The sequence below is a fragment of the Ruegeria sp. CDSC081 genome (genome assembly GCF_059610485.1).
On record NZ_JBXWNS010000004.1, the window covers coordinates 37,625 to 53,650 of the forward strand.

Below are 16,026 nucleotides of genomic sequence, written 5' to 3' on the forward strand. Positions count from 1 at the left end.
TCGCCCTCACTCGATGATATTGCCGCGCAGCATAAAGCGCGCGTAGGCAACGGTTGAGACAAAGCCGAGCATTGCGATGATCATGGCGGCCTCGAAGAAAATCTCGGTCCCCAGAAATAGCCCGTAAAGCACCATAAGGGCGATTGTGTTGATCACCATCGTGTCCAGCGCCAGAACCCGGGTGCCCACTCCATCGGCCGTAATGATCCGCCACAGGCACATCATGATGGCTGCGCCGAAACAGGCAAAGGCAAAGTAGATTGCTAGCTCGATCATTCGAAAATCTCCTTTAGCCTGCGCTCGTATCGTTGCTTGATTTGATCGCGTACTTCGTCCGGGTTTGGCGCATCGAGGCAGTGTACCAGTAAGTTGTGACCCTGCGCTGACAGATCGCAACTGACGGTGCCGGGGGTCATGGTGATTGTCCCGGCCAGAACCGTAATCGCTTCGGGTGTGCGCAGTTCCAGCGGAATGCAGACCCAGTTCGGTTCACGGTCGGAATCCCGTTTGAACAGGATGATCCTGGCAACTGTCATATTGGCGACAACAATGTCCCATAGAACCACCAATATGTATTCGGTGATCATCGGCCAATTCCGAAGAACGGGCCGGTCTGGCCAGTACGGCTGTGTGACGAAGGGGATGATAATCCCCAGCACAAGGCCAAACACCAGTGAATTCAGCGATGGTGTGTTTGCCAGCAAAATCCACACAACCGTCAGCAGGAAAGTCAGATGCGGGTGCGGGAATATCCGGTGAAGCAGTTTTTTCATTCTTCCACCCCTAACACGGCCGAGATGTAATTTTCGGGTGCAAACAACTGTTCCGCTGTGCTGGTAGCGTAGTTCATTGCAGGCCCGGCAAACAATGTCAGCATGACCAGACCGATGATCAAAGCAAATACCGACGTAAAGGCCAACCCGGGCGAAGGTTCCGGGGCTGCCTGAAAGGCGGTCTCGCCGTCAGTTGTATCGGCTTGGTCGGTGGTCAAGCTGGCGTCATGGCTTTTCCAAAAGATCAAAGTTCCGGCGCGGGCCAACCCTACTATGGTTACGAATGAGCCGATCAATACCACAGCCCAGACCGTATTTGCGTCTGGTGCATCTCGCGCGGCGTCCAGGACCAGCAGTTTGCCAATGAACCCGGAAAGGGGCGGCATCCCGGCCAAAGCAATCGCACCAATAAAGAACAGTGCGGAAATCAGTCCGGTCTGTGCCATTGGGTGCTTTGGGGCAATTGCGCCTCCGCGCCGCTCGATCACCAGATCAGCAATCAGGAACAACAGTGCCGTCGCCAGTGTCGAATGATAAATATAGAACAAAGCGGCAGCAGTGGCCGTTTCGGTGAACAGGGAAATTGCGATCAGCAGGGTACCCATTGACGCGATGGCGCAAAAAGCCACAAGGCGCGCGAAGTGTCGTGAGCCCAATATGCCGATTGTACCAACCGCCAAAGTTACCAAAGCGGCAGGTTGCAGCCAGTTGATCACAAGATCATGCGCAACCAAAACCTCGGGGCCAAAGCCAAGCGTGTACATGCGCAAGATCGAGTACGCCCCGACCTTTGTCATGATCGCAAACAGCGCGGCAACTGGCATAGGAGCATTCGCATAGCTGGCCGGTAGCCAGAAATGCAGCGGCAGAACTGCAGCCTTAATGCAGAATACCAGCAGCAACAGGGCAGCACCCACTCTTATCAGAGCGGTGTCTTCGAGCGGAAGCTCGGCAATCCGTACAGCCATATCCGCCATGTTCAGCGTGCCGGTCACTGAATAGAGCGTGCCAAGGGCAAACAAAAACAGCGTTGAGCCCAAAAGGTTGTAGGCGACATATTGCACGCCTGCCTTGAGCCGAACGGCTCCACCGCCGTGCGTCATCAAACCGTAGGACGCGATCAGCAATACCTCGAAGAACACGAACAGGTTAAAGGCGTCACCTGTCAGAAAGGCACCGCATACGCCCATAAGCTGAAAGTGGAATAAGGGATGAAAGTGCTTGCCGCGTGCATCCCATCCGGAGGCAATCGAATAAAGCACTATCGGAAGGGCTAAAAGCGCGGTCAGCAAGACCATCATGGCAGATAACCGATCCAGCACCAGCACGATTCCAAAGGGCGCTGGCCAGTTGCCCAACTCATAGACCAGAATGTCTCCACCTGCGGCCTGTGCGGTGATTGTCAGGGCGATGCCAAGCAGTGCCACGACACCGGCGACCGAGAATATGCGCTGCAAATCAAGGTGGTATCGTAGGACCATGATGATGAACGGAGCCAGAATCGCGGGCAGGACGACTGGCGCAACGATCCAATGGTTCATGCGTCTTCTCCCGGCGCGTCCGTATTGTCATGAGCGGCCATGTCGATGTGGTCATCCTTGGCCGACAGGTAAGCCGAAAGCGAGATCATCACGATCACCGCAGTCATCCCGAATGAAATCACGATGGCGGTCAGCACCAGGGCCTGCGGCAAGGGATCGGTATAGGCGACCTCTTCATATTTGTTCAGAACCGGCGGCGCGTCCAAAGCCAGCCGCCCGGTGGCAAACAAAAAGACGTTCACCGCATAGGTCAGTAGAGACAGTCCCAGAATGACTGGAAAAGTCCGGCGACGCAGGATCAGGAAAATCCCGGCGGCGGTCATCACGCCAACCGCAGAGGCTACGAGCGCTTCCATCAGACCTGCTCCTTTTCTTCTTGTTCTTCTTCGGGCGGATCGTCCCGCAGCGGGTTGATATCCATTGGGAATTCCTGCGCCATGCCGGGCTGCCAGGCCAAGCGGGACAGGCTATCCAGTGCCAGCATCACCGCGCCCAAAACCGCAAGGAACACGCCGGTATCGAACAGCATGGCGGTTGCCCATTCGAACTCTTCCAGCGGCGGCCAGTTCAGATATCCGAAATCGCTGGTCAGGAAGGGACGTTCATTGAACCATGCGCCAATTCCAGTTGCTGCGGCGATCAGAACGCCCCAGCCGATTGTGCCGTGATAATAGAACCGTTGCCGTTCGATGGCCCAGGTATAGCCGCTGGCCATATATTGCATCAGATAGGCGATGGCGACGACCAGACCGGCGATGAACCCTCCTCCTGGTTGGTTATGGCCGCGGAAAAAGATATAGGCCCCGACCATCAGCGCGATCGGCATCATCACTCTTGTCGCCACGACCATCATCAACGGATGAGAGTCACCCGATTGCGGCCAGTGCGGTTTACGGTTCAGCAAATACCCCCGGACATTGGTTTCCAGAACCGCCTCGGTCAGGGCAAAGATGATCAGGGCGGCAATGCCCAGAACGATGATTTCGCCGAAGGTATCAAAGCCACGGAAATCCACCAGGATCACGTTGACCACATTGGTGCCTCCGCCGCCCTTATACGAGTTGGCCAGATGGAATTCGGAAATGCTCGGGAAACCGAAATCCCGCAGCATCAACGCGTAGATCAACGCACCTGATCCTATGCCTGCCACGACCGAAATTGCCGCATCCCGCCAACGCCGCGCCGCGCTGCTGTCCCAGGGTGTGTCCGTGGGCAGGAAGTTAAGTGACAACAACAGCAGGATCATCGTCACTACCTCGACAGAAATCTGTGTCAGGGCAAGGTCGGGTGCGGACAGATAGTTGAAGGCCATCGAGACGATCAGGCCCACGACCCCGATCAGCACCAAGGATAACAGCCGGTTGCGGTGAAACCACATGATGGCCAGTGTCGCGGCGATCAGGCAGATCCAGCCAATGAACGGAATGATCTGAACGGGTAGGGGCGCGCGTGTTTCAACGCCAATAGATCCGGTGGCGAATGCATAATATCCCAGCCCAACCGTAAAGACGATCAGGATGGCCGCATACCGGCTGAGAACCCCGTTGTGCAGAGTATCTGTGACCCAGCGGCTGGTCGCCGTAAGCGCAGCGATTACTGCGTCAAAAATGGTTTTCGCCTCGGGTCTGGGCAGGGCATTCCAGATGAACTCACCACGCCGATGCTGTGCCAGCAAGGCCAGGCCACCCAGTGTGGCGAACGCGGACATATACAAGGCAGGCGTAAACCCGTGCCAGAGTTTCAGCGAATAATAGGGCAGTTTCTCGCCCCCGATTACCGCACTTGAAACAACCGCCACCAGCGGACCTACGATGGCGTTGGAATAAAGACCGATCAGGACGACAAGCACGACCAGGAAAGCGGGTGCAAGCCAAAGCCCGGCCGGCGGGTCATGTGGATGGGTTGGGTAATCGTCGCGTACTGGACCAAGGAACACGTGACCAACAAAGCGGAACGAATAGGCTGCAGAGAACAAGGCCGCCAGCAGCGCCAGTCCGGGCACAAGATAATGCGAATGCAGCCAGGTTGTGTGGACCGTTTCCTCCAGCATCATCTCCTTGGACAGAAACCCGTTCAGCGGAGGTAGACCGGCCATGGAAAGTGCGGCAATCGTCCCGATGGTGAAGGTGATGGGCATCAAATGGCGCAATCCGCCCAGTCGCTTGATGTCGCGGGTCCCGGCCTCGTGATCCACGATCCCGGCGGTCATGAACAGGGCTGCTTTGAACGTCGCATGGTTGATGATGTGGAAGATGGCAGCAACGGCGGCGATCTTGGTTCCAAACCCCAGCAGCATGGTTATCAGGCCCAGATGCGACACGGTCGAAAACGCCAGCAGCGCCTTGAGATCGTCTTTGAACAGGGCGATGCAGGCCCCGATCAGCATGGTTACCAGGCCGGTTGTGGCCACAATGTAGAACCACGCATCAGTACCCGCCAGAACGGGCCACATGCGGGCCATCAGGAACAACCCTGCCTTCACCATCGTGGCCGAGTGCAGATAGGCTGATACTGGCGTAGGGGCGGCCATCGCGTGTGGCAGCCAGAAATGGAAGGGGAACTGTGCCGATTTGGTGAAACACCCCAGCAAAATCAGGATCAGCGCTGGCATGTAATAGGGTGAAGACTGGATCAGCTCTTTGTTCTGGAGAATGACGCTTAGGTCATAAGAGCCAACGATATTGCCCAGGATCAGCATCCCCGCAATCATCGCCAAGCCGCCAGAGCCGGTCACAGCCAGCGCCATACGTGCGCCCTGTCGTCCCTCGGGGAGGTGTTTCCAATATCCGATCAAAAGGAATGAACTAAGCGAGGTAAGTTCCCAGAATATCAGCAAAAGCAGAATATTGTCCGACAGAACAATTCCCACCATCGCGCCCTGAAACAGCAGCAAATAGGTGTAAAACTGCCCCATCGGGTCTTCGCGCGACAGGTAGAACCGGGCGTAGAGGATGATCAGCAAACCGATGCCAAGGATCAGCAGCGCGAACAGAAACCCAAGGCCGTCCAACATGAAATTGGCGTTTAGGCCCAGTGCCGGAATCCAGTCGAACCGGGCGGTAACGACCTCGCCGCGCATCACGGTTGGGATGTGAATCAACAGCCCCATCAGCGCCAGAAAAGTGGTCAACCCAGCGGCCGAGGCTGCTGCGTTTCGTCCAGCCCGGATCAAAAGGGCTGGGAATACAGCTCCGAGGAAGGGAAGGGCCGCGATGAGGAATAGGGACAACTGCGATACTCCGGTCTGGGCGGTCAAAAGTGCTATTGATTTTGTAAGGATAATTCGCGGAGTGTCCAGCGATTGCAAGCCATTCTGCCTGTTCAGGGGCCCCAAGGCAGAGGATGGTACAGGTAAAGCGGCGATGACACGAACTTGAACAGGCAGGTTAATTTCGACGCGGAACTGGATAAGCTGCTGTGATACATAGGACCGCATCGGATCAGGAGGGATTACAGTGGCTGCTGGGGCAAACCGGACACGGCGAAAGGTTCTGCTGTTTGGTGCGGCTGCTGTTCTGGGCGGTTTTGCGATCCGCGAATACCGCCTGATCCCACAGAGCTATGCGGGCGGTCGGATCAGTGTCAGGGATGCGCATCAGCGAGCTAGGCTTGGAGATATATTTTTGGTGGACATCCGTACCCCACGCGAATGGGATGCCTCGGGCGTGGGCGAAGGCGCGCATCCCCTAGACATGCGTCGCGATGATTTTGATGAGGCGCTGCTGCAGATTGTCGGCGGAGACCTCGATGCCCCAATCGCCCTGATCTGCGCGCGCGGTGTGCGCTCGGCCCGGCTGAGCAACCGGCTGTCCGAGGCGGGATTCGAAAATATCATCGACGTGCCCGAGGGTATGTTAGGCTCAGCAGCAGGGCCGGGCTGGGTCCGGGCAGGCCTGCCGGTTCAACACTATGATGGGAAAGCAGAATGATCCGAAGCTTGTTTCTGTCGGTTGGGATGGCCGTGATCGCGAATGCAGGAATGGCCGCCTGTGTCGATCAGGAAGACATGTGCGAAACGCCGTCGGGTGGGTACCATATCGAACTTCCCGAAACCGAAAACCCACCGCTGGTGGTGTTTCTGCACGGTTATGGCGGGACTGCGACCGGAACGCTGAAGAACCGCAGCTTGGTTGATCCTCTGCTTGCGCGCGGATATGCGGTTATGGCACCGGAGGGGTCCGAGCGTAACGGCCGCCAAAGCTGGAATTTCTTCCCGGGTTGGGAAGGGCGTGACGAAACGGCTTTTCTGCGCGAGGTGGTTCAGGATGCGTCGGACCGGTTCGGGGTCGATGATGACCGCGTCGTGTTGGGCGGGTTTTCTGCGGGGGCCTTCATGGTCTACTACCTCGCTTGCGCGGCGCCGGATACGTTTTCGGCCTATGCTCCGGTTTCAGGTGGGTTTTGGCGACCGCATCCCGAGGCCTGCGATGGCCCGGTGCGTATGTTTCACACCCATGGCTGGACCGACAATGTAGTCCCGCTGGAAGGGCGCCTTTTGGGCGGTGGTCGATTCCATCAGGGCGATATCTTTGCCGGTCTGGAAATCTGGCGGGTCGCAAACGAATGCGCCGATACCAAACCCAGCGGATTTTCCACGACCGGGCAATTCATGCGCCGCAGATGGACCGGATGCGCCGATGGGGCGATGTTGGAATTCGCACTTTTCCCCGGTGGTCACAATGTGCCGCAGGGGTGGTCGGATATGATGATAGAGTGGTACGAGGGCCTGCCGGGTGGTTGATCACTCGGCAGGAGTCATGACAGTTTTACCTTCGACCAGGCGCTTCAATTCATCCCTGTGGAGACGGGCGGACCGGGTGATTGCCGGTTCCTGAACATCTTCTTTCATTCCGACCATGCGCCGCGCCGGTGAGGTTGAAACGCCGCTGAGTGCGGAAAGCGGGATGGCAAAGGCCAGGCTTATGGCAATCGGAGCCAGCCAGATTGACACCAGACCCGATAGGATGCCGGCGCCCAAGGCTGTACCGCTGATAGTTTCCAACGTGTGACATAAGATCAGCGTCCGCAGTCCATAGCTGCCACCATCCCGCGCCTGGGGAGACCAGCCTTTTTGAATACCAAGAATTGTCCGGAAGACGGCGATCATCTGTTGCACCATAAGGATCGGCGCATAGAGGATCGACAGGATGACTTCCGAGATGAATGAGGTCATGAATTTACCTGCGCCACCGAAATCCGCATAGCGCACACCGCTAAGAGGCAGGGCAAGCACGCCAAGTACCTTGGGGGCCAGCAACATGGCATACATGACCAGAATGATCAGCACGTGGCGGGTTTCCGACATCTCGGGCCATTGCGGGAACAGCGGATTGTCGGGGCTGAAATAGTGCAGGACCGAGGCATCCTCGCCCTGACCGATCAGCGCCCACATCACCAGCAAGGCAAACCACAGCGGCGACATCAGATATCCGACTGCTCCATGGAACATGTGGAACCGCGACACAGCGCGGAATCCGGTTGAGCCCAGCAACTTCAGGTGTTGCAAATTGCCCTGACACCAGCGCCGGTCACGCAACGCGTGGTCGATCAGCGTTGGTGGGGTTTCTTCATAGGATCCTCGGATGCGCGGTAGGAACCGCACGCCCCATCCGGCGCGACGCATGAGGCCGGCCTCGACGAAATCGTGGCTCATGATCAGTTTTTCCTGACCATTCATTGCGCGCAGTCTTGGCAGCCCCGCGCAGTTGGCAAAAGCCTTGGTGCGAATGATCGCGTTATGGCCCCAATAGTTACCTTCCTGACCACACCAGCGGGCCAGACCTTCGGCGAAGGCGATACCATAAACACCATTGGCAAATTGCTGCATCCGGGCAAAAACCGACTGAGCGCCAATTAACTGAGGGTAACTCTGGATCAGGCCCGCACCGGGGTCGCGCGCCAGAGAATCCGTCAGGCGCAGGATGGCGCGGCCGGTCATCAGGCTGTCGGCATCCAGCACGAGCATCGCATCCCAATCCGCACCCCAACGGCTGACCCAATCTGCGATATTTCCGACCTTGCGGTCTGTGTTCTGTTCTCGCCGACGGTAATACAGTTCCAGTCCCGGCGCGAGGGTGGTGCGCAACGCTTCGACGCTGGCTTGTTCCTGTGCCGCGATCTCGGGGTCGCGGGTGTCAGAGAGGATGAACATCGCATAGTGGTGCTGACCATCCCGCGCGCGCAGGTCTTCCAGCATCGTGCGGGCGTTGCCCAGCACGTTCCAGGGTACTTCATTATAGACCGGCATAAGAAGCGCGACGCGCAGCGCCTGTGGGCGGCCCTGACGTTTGGGCTGTTCCTGCCGCGACAGGGAAATCATACCCAACAACACGGTGCAGACCGTGAAAGAGATCCAGAAAAAGTTGAATGAGATCAGAGCCAACAGAATCGCTTCGATCAGATTGATCCCTTCGGCTCCGAACCAGTCGGTCATGACCCAAAGCATGCCCAGCGTAGCCGCCATCGCAGGCGAGAACGCCAGCGCACGCCAGAATCCTGCAGATGCCTGCCTACTGCCGGGCGCCTGAGCGTCACGGAACCCTGCGCTGAAATTCTGCTCAGGCATTGCCAGGGGTGCCTCAGGCGGCATGATATGCAGATCGTTGCTCATGATGTCCAACGATACAGCCAGACTTCGGAGGCAGGCTGCTTGTCTTTCAGCAACTGTGCCCGCAGTTCCACATGGTTCCGGTCTCCCGGCTCGAAGGAAAAGGCCAACCGCAGGCCGCCAGTATCGGGGTTGCGCTGTAGGACGCCTTCCGAGGTCGGTGCATGGGGCGAGTCCACAAAGATCGTCATCGCCTCAGGTTCGTCGAATAGCTCGCTAGCCTCAAAGTCGATCACAGCCAGACGGCCCTCGCCAAATGTATTGTCACCCATCGCGGTGTTGATCACACGCGGCATCGGGGTGCGCTGTGGTTCTTCACCCCAGATCAGGCGGTAGGACAGGTCCACCTGGCTTCCGGCCGCATAGGGCTCCATCGGACGCCAATAGGCGACGATATTGTCGTAGATTTCCTGATCGGCCGGAATTTCGACCAGAGTGACCGCGCCTTTGCCCCAATCGCCAGTTGGCTCGACCCAGAGGCCGGGGCGTTTGTGGTAACTCGCCTCAAGATCGGCATAATCCGAGAACGCCCGTTTGCGCTGCATCAGGCCAAACCCGCGCGGGTTCATGTCGACAAAGGACGAGAACTGCAGGCGGGTCGGGTTTGCCAGAGGCCGCCACAGGACCTCGCCAGCGCCGTTGCGGATCAGCAGCCCGTCGCTGTCATGCACAGCAGGGCGGAAATCGTCGAAACGGCTGTGATTGGTCTGGTCAAACAGGAACATCGACGTGCCGGGTGCAATGCCGACATGGGTCAGTTCCGTACGCGGGAACAGAGTGGCCTCGACCTCCATCACGCAATCCGCGCCTGCCGTGACATTGAACCGATAGGCCCCTGTCACGCTCGGGCTGTCCATCAGGGCGTGAACGACCATGTTGCGCTGACCGGGCTTGGGACGTTCCAGCCAGAAACGAATGAATTCGGGAAATTCTTCGCCATCCGGATCGCCGGTTTTCAGCGCCAACCCCCGGGCCGACAGGCCGTAGACCTCGTGCAAGCCGATGGCGCGGAAATAGCTGGCGCCTTGGAAGACGCAGAACTCATCCGTTTTGCCAGGGCGGTGCATTTCAGTCCGCAGGCGCAGGCCCGAAAAACCCAGCGTGTCGTCGACGGGCAACTGAGGGACCTCGGTCGACTTGTCAAACATCGACAGATCGAAGGCTACGGGTTTGGCCATGCCGTCTTCCACAGTCGACACCTGAACCGTGCGGGGGAAATAAAGCCCAGGGGTGAAGAAATCGACGTTGAACGGCGTCTCGGTCTCGTACCACATCGCGCGATCCAGGCGGAACCGGATCGAGCGGTATTGCTCATAGGTCAGGTCCTGCCATTCCTGCGGGACCATCTCGCGCTCGGCAAAGGGCTTTGCGGCCAACTCGCGGGCCAGCGAGATCACGTCACTGCGGTCAAACGGGACCTTTCCGCCCACGGCAAAGGTGGCCGGGGCGAAGGCAAGCGCCGAAGTCGTGGCCAGAAATGCGCGACGTGTGAATTTCATTTCTTTGATTTCCAGGGTTGTGACTTAAACCACGCGGCCAAATAGGCCACGCTGATGATCATGGCAAAGCCAATCATATTAGCGACAAAGACAGTGGCAAAATCCCGCCCAAACATATCGAGCCCAACGCCGATAAGTCGTGCTGCTGCCATGGAAAATACGAATACGGCAAGTGATTGCTGACCCACTTTGGTGACCAGGGTTAGCACGATTTGCCAAGCTTTGGCGCCTGCGCTCTGACCGGTTGCGATCAGGCGGTGTCCATGCTCGCCAGCAGCGACCCAGCCCAGATAGGCCAGCGACAGGAAATGTATGTAGCGAAACAGACCGAAATCGGTTTTGTCGCGGAATTCCTTCGTGATGGGCCAGACTTTGCGGATTTCATCGGCCAAGTCCGGGGCTGCGGCATTCACCCATGTGAACACTTTCCACGACCCGAAAGGCATTGAAAAGATCAGGAACAGCGCCGCTGCCCAGATCAACGTTTTTGACACCGGAGGGGCCGGGATCCAGCCGCGCATGAATGCAAAGCCTGTAAAGAACAGCAACTGCCAGCCAAAAGGGTTAAAGAACCACTGACGATCCGACCAGGGCTCGGCAGGCAGGTCCAGAACGTCGGTCTGCGCCACGAGCCAGATAGCAACGGATGTGGCTGCAACCGCCCAGAATCCGATGCGGGACAGGCCCATGAACAGCGGCATCATTGCAAGTACCACCAGATACATGGGTAGAATGTCGAAATAATTCGGCACGTAGGTCAGGGTGAACAGGCCGACGATCTGCGGCGCAGGATCATTGAAGAAATGCTGCAGGTTCAGGGACGAGATGTAGTTCTTCTCAAACAGGCCTGTTTGATTCAGCGCAGCCATCGTCATCGCGACAAAGAAGAACAGGCCGATATGCGCCCAGTAAACCTGCCAGATCCGGTATGATACCCGCGCAGTGCCCATCCACCAGCCCTTGCGCAGGAACGCGCCGCCAAAGGCGATTGCCGAGGCCATGCCCGAACAAAAAACAAAAATCTCGGTTGCATCCGAAAAACCAAACCGGGCAGGGATCCACTTGGCCCAGGGGTCGTTGGGAATATGCGCAATCAGGATGATGAACATCGCAATTCCGCGATAGAAATCCAGACGCGGGTCGCGCGTACTAACAGGGGCGGCCGAGGTGGCTGCCACAGGTGCAAAATCAGAAGCGGGCGATAGAGTCGCCATACGAGTTCTGTCCTTCTTCAGTCTTTTTGTTTTGTTATTCTGCCGGAACGCTTTGTGCGTCTTGGTTATCGCGGGCCGCATCGATCAATGCGCGGCGCGCCATAGCATAATTGTCCTCACCCCCGGCCCGCTTGGCACGGCGGTCGTCTAGAATGCGCTCGACAGCATCCAAACGGCCGGCACGCAGGCCGGAATCAATAGTGATGCGCTCGAATACATCACGTTGGGCGTGGCTACCACCGGCCAGTTGCATTCCGTCCCGTGCATTCGACAGGAAATCAAATGCTTCGCCGTAAAGGCCGTCGCCAAAAGCTTCAAGCCCTTTGGCTGCGGCAATACCGGGATCCGACATCCGGATCGGAGTGTCGCCCTGATTGCGCTGGGCATCTTTCTGGATGCGCTGCAGCATTTTGCCGGTCGCTTCGGTCCGGTTGTCGCCGGTCAGGGCCAGCAGATAGTGAAGATCGGCGAAGATCAGGCAGCCATCTTCGGTCCGGGCGGCGCTGAGGTCGGCCAGTTCCTCCCAGCGGTTTCCAACTTTGACGCCCTCAAGCTCGAGCCGGGACAAAAGCGACGTGGCATTCGATATGTCTCGGTAATCGTCGGTTTTGTCCTGCCGGACATACTGGTCATACAGTTCCATAACCTGATCGACCTGGCCCAGGTCCAGATGCATCAGCGCCTTGTGCCACCAGACATGATAGCGAAAGTTGTTGCAATGCGCCCAGGCATCCTCGCGTCCGGCCAGCCAATCAAGACCTTGCTGCGCATTGCCGGTCATCTCGTGCACATGGGCCACTGCGTGCAGGCCCCAGGCATCATCCGACACCATCCACAGGGCCTGACGTCCGGCGATTTCGGCTTTTTCATAGGCCCCGGTTTCCTCAAGCGCGAAGGAATGGCACCCCAGAAGATATCCGCGACCGGCGTGGTCGGGTTCATAAGCGGGCAGGACACGTTCGATCGACCGTCGCATACCAGCGGCATCTCCCAAGACAAACCGTGTTGCGTGGCTGAGTTTCATCGCCAGCGAGTCCTGTGGGTGTAGGCGCAGAATTTCTTCAAACTTCTGGATTGCATGTGAGGGCAGGTCGGACAGGTAAAGGGCCAACGCGTCGACATAAAGCCGCTCGCGCTCAGTTACCGGTTGGCGATCCATAGCGGTGTTGGCAGCATTCAACGCTTCCGCTGCAACTCGCATCATCTCGCGCCGGCCCAGCAAGACCAGGAACAGACCTTTGATGGCGTGACCAAGCGCGAAATCGGGCTCAAGCTCTAGCACTTTGCCCAGATGCTGGGGTGTGACAGCTGAATGCGCCATGAAACCAAGCAGAACACCATTCCACGCCTCGACACTGGCCGAATGGCAAAGAGTGTTCATCTGTCCGAAAACATCTTGTTTCATGCGCGGGATCCAATCCATTTGCGATTTATTACTTTATTCGATTTAGCAGAGAGTCAGGCGGGGTCGTATCAGTATCGGCCCTGCTCTCGAATTGGTGAAAAGCTGTGTGTGGAAAACGTGAAAAAATCCGCCGATTCAACGGCATGTTTCAGCAATATGCCGCCTAGTAAGGCATTGTGTTTCAATCTTCAAATGGGTTCTTAGCGTTCAAGACTGCTGCAGTGTCCGCTCCGAACTGTGGCGGAGCCGTCCGATAGGTTACCGGTGTCCGCGACAATTTCAGCGGGTTTCCGATCAGTTTTACCTCGGCTGGGGCGGCCTGCATTGCGATCTGCATTTGCCGCGCCGCGACCTGCTCGGTGTCAAAAACCTGATCCAGGGTCTGGACCGGCCCAACTGGTACTTTGCGTGCCTCAAGTTCTGCGATGACGGTTGTGGTATCATATGACTGAACCGCAGGGCGCAAAAGGGCGTTCAACGCATCCCGGTTTTCCAGCCGCGCCGGATTCGTCGCAAAGCGGACGTCATCCGCCAGATCAGGTTGGTCGATGAATTCGCAGAACCGGCGGAACTGACTGTCATTACCTACAGCAAGGATCACATGGCCATCAGCGGTTTCGTAAACGTCATATGGAACGATATTTGGATGACCATTCCCACGGCGTTGTGGCACATTGCCGGATGTCAGATAATTCACGCCTTCATTGATCAGCCACGCAATCTGGGAATCGACCAGAGCCAGATCAATTTGCTGTCCCTCTCCGGTCTGGTCCCGATGGCGCAATGCTGCCAAAATGCCAACGCAGGCATACATACCGCACATGACATCAGCGATACCAACGCCAACTTTCATCGGCGCCCCTTGGGGATCGCCGGTCAGAGACATGACACCGCCATAGCCCTGCGCCATCAGATCATATCCGGGCTTTGATGCGTTAGGCCCATCCTGCCCATAGCCTGAGATCGAACAATAGACGAGGCTAGGGATTTCCTGCGAGAGCGATTTGTAATCCAGCCCGTATTTCGCAAGCCCGCCGGGTTTGAAATTCTCGATCAGGATGTCCGCAAACGAGGCCAGCCGCCGAATTTCCGCCTGACCTTCGGGTGTGGTGATGTCGATGGCGACCGATTTCTTGTTGCGGTTGGCTGACATGAAATAGGCACTAAGATCTGATGGAAACCCGTCGGCATCTGCGACATAGGGTGGGCCCCACTGGCGCGTGTCGTCCCCTTTAGTAGCAGGGTTTTCGATCTTGATAACGCTGGCACCCAAATCGCCCAGCAACTGTGTGCAGGTCGGTCCGGCCAGAATGCGAGACAGGTCCAGAACCTTGACGCCCTTCAGCGGTCCTTCAGATCCGGCCATCATATCCTCCGCGATCAATCTCAGCAGCAATTACGGTGAACCTATCAGACTTGGTTGCCGCTTCCAGAGCATCCCTCAGTTCGGCGCGGGTGCGCACCGTGTGACCATTCCCGCCGAAGGCCCGGCCAATAGCTGCAAAGTCGTGGCGGTCGAAATCGACGCCTACGTTCCCCATTTGCCGCTGACGCTGTTTCAACTCGATCAGGGCAAGGCTGGCGTCGACGAACACCAGGAAAATCGGGTTACCACCCATCTCGGCAACGGTCGACAGTTCTCCGGCGACCATCAGGAACCCGGCATCGCCGGAAAAGCTGATGACCGGGCGCGTGGGTTCGGCCAGTTTCAGCCCGACGGCCATTGGCAGAGCGCAGCCCATGGTGCAGAGCGCCGAAGACTGGATCAGCCCGCGTTCTTCGGAACATCCCCACATCTGGCTGAGAAGGATGCGATGTGCGCCACTGTCAGCGGTAGCCAATGTCTCGGCAGGAAGAGCCGCGCGGGTTTCCGCAATTACCGCGGCGGGACCCCATACGTCATCAGTAGGGAAGGCTCGCGCCAGGGCGGCCCGAACCTGTTCGGGCTCGCCGCCGGGCCAGGTGGCGCGGGCAGGGTTGCCCTTTGCAATGGCCTCGAGGGTCGCGCCGGTATCAGCCACCAGGTTCAACCCGGCCTGATGCATGTAGTGATCGTTTGGAACCGCTGAAATGTCGATGACGCGCTTTTCTTCGGGGTCCCAAATCTCGCGCCAGCCTGGGCGCATTTCGATCGGGTCATAGCCCAGACACAACACCAGATCGGCCTGTTCAACCAGCGGCACCAGATGGGTGTCAGCAAGCGGCGACAGGCCCGCGCCGCCAAGGCACAGTGGATGATCCTCGGGAACCACGCCCTTGGCCTTGTAGGTTGTCACAAAAGGAATGCCAAAATGTTCAAGGAACGCCTGCACCACATTGCGCGAGTCGTCATATAGAACATCCAGGCCGATAATCGCGATGGGCCGTTCGGCCTGTGCCACCCAGCGGCGGGCTTTTTCAACGCAATCCCCCTCGGGCGCGACGGCGGCAGGTTTGACAAGACGGCGGCGTTTGACATCGGTCACAGGCGCATCCGCAACCGAAATCGGCACGTCGATATGCACCGGTCCTGGGCGCGGCTGATTGGCCAGCGACACCGCTTTGTCTGCGATAATATCCGCGCCTTTGGCGGTCAGCATGAACGTCCCTTTGGTGATCGAGCGATAGACCCGTGCGTGATCCATGACCTGATGGGTGTATGTCAGCGCCTCATCTGCGTCGACACAGCCGGTCAGCACGATCATTGGCACCCGGTCCTGCAACGCATTGGCGACCACATTGATCCCGTTCATCGCGCCTGGGCCGAGCGTGGCCACCAGAATGGCCGGGGCGCCGTCGCGGTGATGCACCGCCTCGGCCATAAAGCCGGCCGCGTTCTCGTGTTTGGTCAGGTGAAAGGTTATCCCCGCCTTTTCCAACGCATCCACTAGGGTCAGCACCTCGCCACCTGGCATGCCAAAAGCGTGACGGCAGCCAGCCTCATAAAGCCGTTGGGCCAGAATGTCCGCAGCGCGGGGCGACGAGTCCTGCATCAGTAAAGCTCCGAA

13 protein-coding genes are annotated in these 16,026 nt (G+C 57.9%); 2 read left to right on the top strand and 11 right to left on the bottom strand.

Annotation, left to right across the window (positions count from 1 at the left end):
* Window positions 1-6 precede the first annotated feature (6 nt).
* The 5 genes from AC2FH9_RS07905 to AC2FH9_RS07925 are packed head-to-tail and all read right to left on the bottom strand — an operon-like array spanning window position 7 to window position 5,543.
* Window positions 7-276: a K+/H+ antiporter subunit F gene (locus tag AC2FH9_RS07905; protein ID WP_142632846.1), complete on the bottom strand. Its 270-nt coding sequence runs from the start codon at window positions 274-276 to the stop codon at window positions 7-9.
* Window positions 273-773 (bottom strand): Na+/H+ antiporter subunit E, encoded by a 501-nt coding sequence (locus AC2FH9_RS07910; RefSeq protein ID WP_496692434.1) that lies wholly within the window; start codon window positions 771-773, stop codon window positions 273-275. Before AC2FH9_RS07910 ends, AC2FH9_RS07905 begins: the two co-directional genes overlap by 4 nt.
* Window positions 770-2,314: a monovalent cation/H+ antiporter subunit D gene (locus tag AC2FH9_RS07915; protein ID WP_496871189.1), complete on the bottom strand. Its 1,545-nt coding sequence runs from the start codon at window positions 2,312-2,314 to the stop codon at window positions 770-772. The genes AC2FH9_RS07910 and AC2FH9_RS07915 overlap by 4 nt, the downstream gene beginning before the upstream one ends.
* Window positions 2,311-2,670, bottom strand: coding sequence for a Na+/H+ antiporter subunit C (locus AC2FH9_RS07920; RefSeq protein ID WP_142632852.1), 360 nt, complete (start codon window positions 2,668-2,670; stop codon window positions 2,311-2,313). The genes AC2FH9_RS07915 and AC2FH9_RS07920 overlap by 4 nt, the downstream gene beginning before the upstream one ends.
* The gene (locus AC2FH9_RS07925; protein ID WP_496692463.1) at window positions 2,670-5,543 is read right to left on the bottom strand and encodes a monovalent cation/H+ antiporter subunit A; all 2,874 of its coding nucleotides are present in this window, start codon (window positions 5,541-5,543) and stop codon (window positions 2,670-2,672) included. The genes AC2FH9_RS07920 and AC2FH9_RS07925 overlap by 1 nt, the downstream gene beginning before the upstream one ends.
* 226 nt (window positions 5,544-5,769) lie before the next feature.
* Between AC2FH9_RS07925 and AC2FH9_RS07930 the strand changes: the two genes are divergently transcribed.
* Together AC2FH9_RS07930 and AC2FH9_RS07935 are read left to right on the top strand one after the other, a co-directional pair.
* A complete protein-coding gene (locus AC2FH9_RS07930) occupies window positions 5,770-6,243 on the top strand; it encodes a rhodanese-like domain-containing protein (protein WP_496749447.1) in 474 nt (157 codons plus the stop codon).
* Window positions 6,240-7,055: a CE1 family esterase gene (locus AC2FH9_RS07935; RefSeq protein ID WP_496784722.1), complete on the top strand. Its 816-nt coding sequence runs from the start codon at window positions 6,240-6,242 to the stop codon at window positions 7,053-7,055. The genes AC2FH9_RS07930 and AC2FH9_RS07935 overlap by 4 nt, the downstream gene beginning before the upstream one ends.
* On the opposite strand, the gene mdoH is transcribed toward AC2FH9_RS07935, so the two are convergent.
* The 6 genes from mdoH to AC2FH9_RS07965 all read right to left on the bottom strand — a co-directional run bounded on the left by mdoH (window position 7,056) and on the right by AC2FH9_RS07965 (window position 16,011).
* Window positions 7,056-8,924 (bottom strand): glucans biosynthesis glucosyltransferase MdoH, encoded by a 1,869-nt coding sequence (gene mdoH, locus AC2FH9_RS07940; protein ID WP_496871190.1) that lies wholly within the window; start codon window positions 8,922-8,924, stop codon window positions 7,056-7,058.
* On the bottom strand, window positions 8,921-10,420 hold the full coding sequence (locus tag AC2FH9_RS07945; protein ID WP_496871191.1) for an OpgD/OpgG family glucan biosynthesis protein: 1,500 nt from the start codon (window positions 10,418-10,420) through the stop codon (window positions 8,921-8,923). The genes mdoH and AC2FH9_RS07945 overlap by 4 nt, the downstream gene beginning before the upstream one ends.
* Entirely contained in the window at window positions 10,417-11,634 is a 1,218-nt protein-coding gene (locus AC2FH9_RS07950) for an OpgC family protein (protein ID WP_496871192.1), read from the bottom strand. Before AC2FH9_RS07950 ends, AC2FH9_RS07945 begins: the two co-directional genes overlap by 4 nt.
* A gap of 34 nt (window positions 11,635-11,668) precedes the next feature.
* Window positions 11,669-13,039: a tetratricopeptide repeat protein gene (locus AC2FH9_RS07955; RefSeq protein ID WP_496871193.1), complete on the bottom strand. Its 1,371-nt coding sequence runs from the start codon at window positions 13,037-13,039 to the stop codon at window positions 11,669-11,671.
* Window positions 13,040-13,220: 181 nt separating this feature from the next.
* Window positions 13,221-14,405 (bottom strand): CaiB/BaiF CoA transferase family protein, encoded by a 1,185-nt coding sequence (locus tag AC2FH9_RS07960; RefSeq protein ID WP_496749452.1) that lies wholly within the window; start codon window positions 14,403-14,405, stop codon window positions 13,221-13,223.
* Complete coding sequence (locus AC2FH9_RS07965; RefSeq protein WP_496749453.1) at window positions 14,392-16,011, bottom strand: thiamine pyrophosphate-binding protein; 1,620 nt, start codon at window positions 16,009-16,011, stop codon at window positions 14,392-14,394. The genes AC2FH9_RS07960 and AC2FH9_RS07965 overlap by 14 nt, the downstream gene beginning before the upstream one ends.
* Window positions 16,012-16,026: the final 15 nt, after the last annotated feature.